The sequence below is a fragment of the Mycobacterium sp. genome (assembly GCF_050701675.1).
In the GTDB taxonomy this organism is placed as follows: Bacteria; Actinomycetota; Actinomycetes; order Mycobacteriales; family Mycobacteriaceae; genus Mycobacterium.
In genome coordinates this window covers 1-3,333 of the sequence record NZ_JBOGDD010000673.1, presented here as the reverse complement: position 1 = coordinate 3,333, position 3,333 = coordinate 1, and the positions used below count along the sequence as shown (strand labels likewise).

3 protein-coding genes are annotated in these 3,333 nt (G+C 67.1%); 1 reads left to right on the top strand and 2 read right to left on the bottom strand.

The window, feature by feature from the left end; all coding sequences use genetic code 11:
- Nucleotides 1-105: 105 nt before the first annotated feature.
- On the bottom strand, nucleotides 106-1,080 hold the full coding sequence (locus ACRDUX_RS20700) for a bifunctional riboflavin kinase/FAD synthetase (RefSeq protein ID WP_526416005.1): 975 nt from the start codon (nucleotides 1,078-1,080) through the stop codon (nucleotides 106-108).
- A gap of 81 nt (nucleotides 1,081-1,161) precedes the next feature.
- On the opposite strand from ACRDUX_RS20700, the gene mntR reads away from it, so the two are divergent.
- Complete coding sequence (gene mntR, locus ACRDUX_RS20695) at nucleotides 1,162-1,872, top strand: manganese-binding transcriptional regulator MntR (RefSeq protein WP_526416003.1); 711 nt, start codon at nucleotides 1,162-1,164, stop codon at nucleotides 1,870-1,872.
- On the opposite strand, the gene ACRDUX_RS20690 is transcribed toward mntR, so the two are convergent.
- Nucleotides 1,869-3,333: AMP-dependent synthetase/ligase (locus tag ACRDUX_RS20690; RefSeq protein WP_526416001.1), on the bottom strand; the 1,465-nt coding region annotated here is incomplete at its 5' end. The two genes, mntR and ACRDUX_RS20690, sit on opposite strands and share 4 nt — an antisense overlap.

Here is a 3,333-nt window from a genome sequence, read left to right as displayed (position 1 = left end):
TCCATGGGTTCGCGAATGATGAACTTCAGCAGCGGCCGCCGCGAACTGCAGCGCGCACTGGGTCGCCGGAGAGTGTATCAGCGGGTCAGCGCGTGGACCGAATCGTCACTGCGCGGACAGGATCGTGCGGGCCCGCGCGGTGTCACGCTCCATCGCGACGACGAGATCGTCCACCGAGTCGAACTTCTCCTGACCGCGGATGCGCGCGACGAAGTCCACGGCCACGTGCTGACCGTACAGATCGGCCTGGGTGTCGAGGACGAAGGCCTCCACGGTGCGGGTGCGGCCCGAGAACGTCGGGTTGGTGCCAACGGACACCGCAGCCTGATAGCGCTCACCCGGGATGACGGTCCCCATGACGGGGCCGTGGCCCAGGACCGTGAACCACGCCGCGTAGACGCCGTCGGCCGGGATCGCCGAGTACATCGGGGGCGCCACGTTGGCGGTGGGGAATCCGAGCCCCTTGCCACGCCCGTCACCGCGCACCACCACACCCTCCACGCGGTGCGGCCTACCGAGAGCCTCGTCCGCCGCGACGAGGTCACCGGCATCGACGCAGGACCGAATGTAGGTCGACGAGAAGGTGACGGTCTGATCCCTGTGGTGTTCTGACACCAGGGACATGCTCTCGACGGCGAACCCGAATCGTTCTCCGGCCTTGCGCAACATGGTGACGTTGCCGCCGGCCTTCTTGCCGAAGGTGAAGTTCTCGCCGACCACCACCTCGACGACGTGCAACCGCTCCACCAGCAGTTCGTGGATGTAGCGCTCGGGCGTCAGCTTCATGAAGTCAGAGGTGAACGGCATGACGAGGAAGACGTCGACACCCATCTCCTCGACGAGTTCGGCTCGTCTGGTGAGCGTGGTCAGCTGGGCGGGGTGGCTGCCGGGAAAGACGACCTCCATCGGGTGGGGATCGAACGTCATCAGAACCGTCGGCACCCCACGGGATCTGCCCGCCTTGACCGCATGGTTGATGAGCTCGGCGTGGCCGCGGTGGACACCGTCGAACACACCGATCGTGACGACACATCTGCCCCAGTCCGTGGGGATTTCGTCTTGCCCCCGCCAGCGCTGCACGGGGGCAAGCCTACGACGCGCCGGGGCCGCCGGTGTCGCTAGATGCCCGGATGCGCAGAGGATTGCCTAAACTTCGACGATATGAACCCCGGCGACGGCACCAACGACTTGTCGTCAGTTGCCCAGGACTACCTGAAGGTCATCTGGACCGCGCAGGAGTGGTCGGTCGACAAGGTCAGCACGAAGATGCTCGCCGAGCGCATCGGGGTGTCCGCGAGCACGGCGTCGGAGTCCATCCGCAAGCTCTCCGACCAGGGTCTCGTCGATCACGAGAAGTACGGCGCGGTGTCCCTGACCGAGGCCGGACGCATGGCGGCGCTGGCGATGGTGCGCCGCCACCGGTTGATGGAGACCTTTCTGGTGCGCGAGCTCGGCTACGGCTGGGACGAGGTGCACGACGAGGCCGAGATCCTCGAGCACGCGGTGTCCGACCGGATGCTGATGCGCATCGACGCCAAACTTGGATACCCGACCCGCGATCCGCACGGCGATCCGATCCCCGCCGCCGATGGACGGGTTCCCACGCCGCCGGCACGCCAGCTGTCGGTGTGCGAGAACGGCGATGCGGGCACGGTGGCGCGCATCTCCGACGCCGATCCCGAGATGCTCCGGTACTTCGACAGCGTCGGCATCAGCCTGGACTCGCGGCTGCGCGTGGTCGCCCGTCGTGACTTCGCAGGCATGATCTCGGTGGCCGTAGAAAACTCAGAGGACGCTCACGGCGGCTCGCATCCACCGGCCACCACCGTCGACTTGGGAAACCCTGCGGCAGAAGCAATCTGGGTGGTCTAGCCGCTCATGGCCTCGTCGTAGATGCGGTCGATCTCGGCTGCGTACTTCTCGGCGATGGGTTTGCGTCTGAGTTTGGCGGTCGACGTCAACTCATCGCCGCCCGGGTGCCAGAACACGGGCAGGATCTTCACGTACTTGATCTGCTCCACGCGCGACAACTTTGCGTTCGCGGCGGCGACACCGCGCTGGACCTCGTCGATCACCTCGGGGTGCTCCGCCAACGCGGCCGCGGAGGCGTCGACGCTCAGTGTCTCGGCACGAGCCGCCGCCGCGTCGGGGTCGAGTGTCGCCAGAGCGACGATGAACGGCCTGCGGTCCCCGATCGCCACCACCGACCCGACCAGTGGGCAGCCGGACTTGACGTGGTTCTCGATGTTGGTCGGCGAGATGTTCTTGCCGCCGGAGTTGATGATCAGTTCCTTCTTCCGGTCGACGATCCGCAGGTACCCGTCGTCGTCGAAGGCGCCGATGTCCCCGGTGTGCATCCACCCCTCGGGGTCGATCGCCTCCACCGTCTGCACCGGGTCGTTGCGGTATCCCTTCATGAGACCGGGTCCACGCACCAGGAGCTCACCGTCCTCGGCGACGGCGATCTCGACACCGGCAGTTGGCTTGCCGACGGTGCCGACCCGGATACCGTCGGGTGGGTTGACGGTTACGAGCGCCGACAGTTCCGACATACCCCACGCCTCGCACACCGGCAATCCCAGCCCGAGGACGAATTCGAGTGTCTCCGCGGCGATCGGCGCGGCGCCGGACACCGCGATCCGGACCTCGCCGAGTCCGACCCGCTCCCGAAGTGGGCGCAGCACCAGCCGTTCCGCGACGAACGCCCGAGCCTTGACGACGGTGGGCGGCGTCGCGCCGCGGGCCGTGAAGCCGGCATGGCGACCGCCGACGTCGACGGCCCACCGAGCCAACCTGCCGCGCACCCCGGTCTGCGCGTCGAGCGCAGCCCGCAGCGCCGCCGTGACCTTGTACCAGAACAGCGGTACCGCAACGAAGAGCGTGGGACGCACGTCGGGCAGTGTCGTGACGAGCGCCTTGGTATCGGCCACGGTCGTCACGGCCGCACCGCTCACCGCCGGAAGGTAGTGCGCCATATACCTGTTCACGATGTGCGCGTCCGGCAGGTAGGACACCAACCGGTCGGTTTCGTCGACGGTGGTCAACTCCATGATTGCGGCGATGTTGGTCAAGAGGTTGGCGTGTGTGAGTTCGACGCCCTTCGGGGGTCCGGTCGTTCCGGACGTGTAGATCAGCGTGAGCACGTCATCGCGTCCGACTGCACGCCACGCGTTGTCGAAGTCGAAGCCCGGGTCACCGGCTCCCTCCACGTCGGCCAGAGTCACGGTGCCCTCGGGGCCGCCGTCGACGGAGACGACGTGCTCGAGCTTGGTGCCGACGCCTGCCGCGGCGACCACCGGCAGGTACTGCCGCTCGCACACGATCACCCTGTTC

Bases quoted from the DNA above. Each gene is read 5' to 3' on its own strand.
- mntR (WP_526416003.1), top strand. From the start codon at position 1,162: ATGAACCCCGGCGACGGCACCAACGACTTGTCGTCAGTTGCCCAGGAC.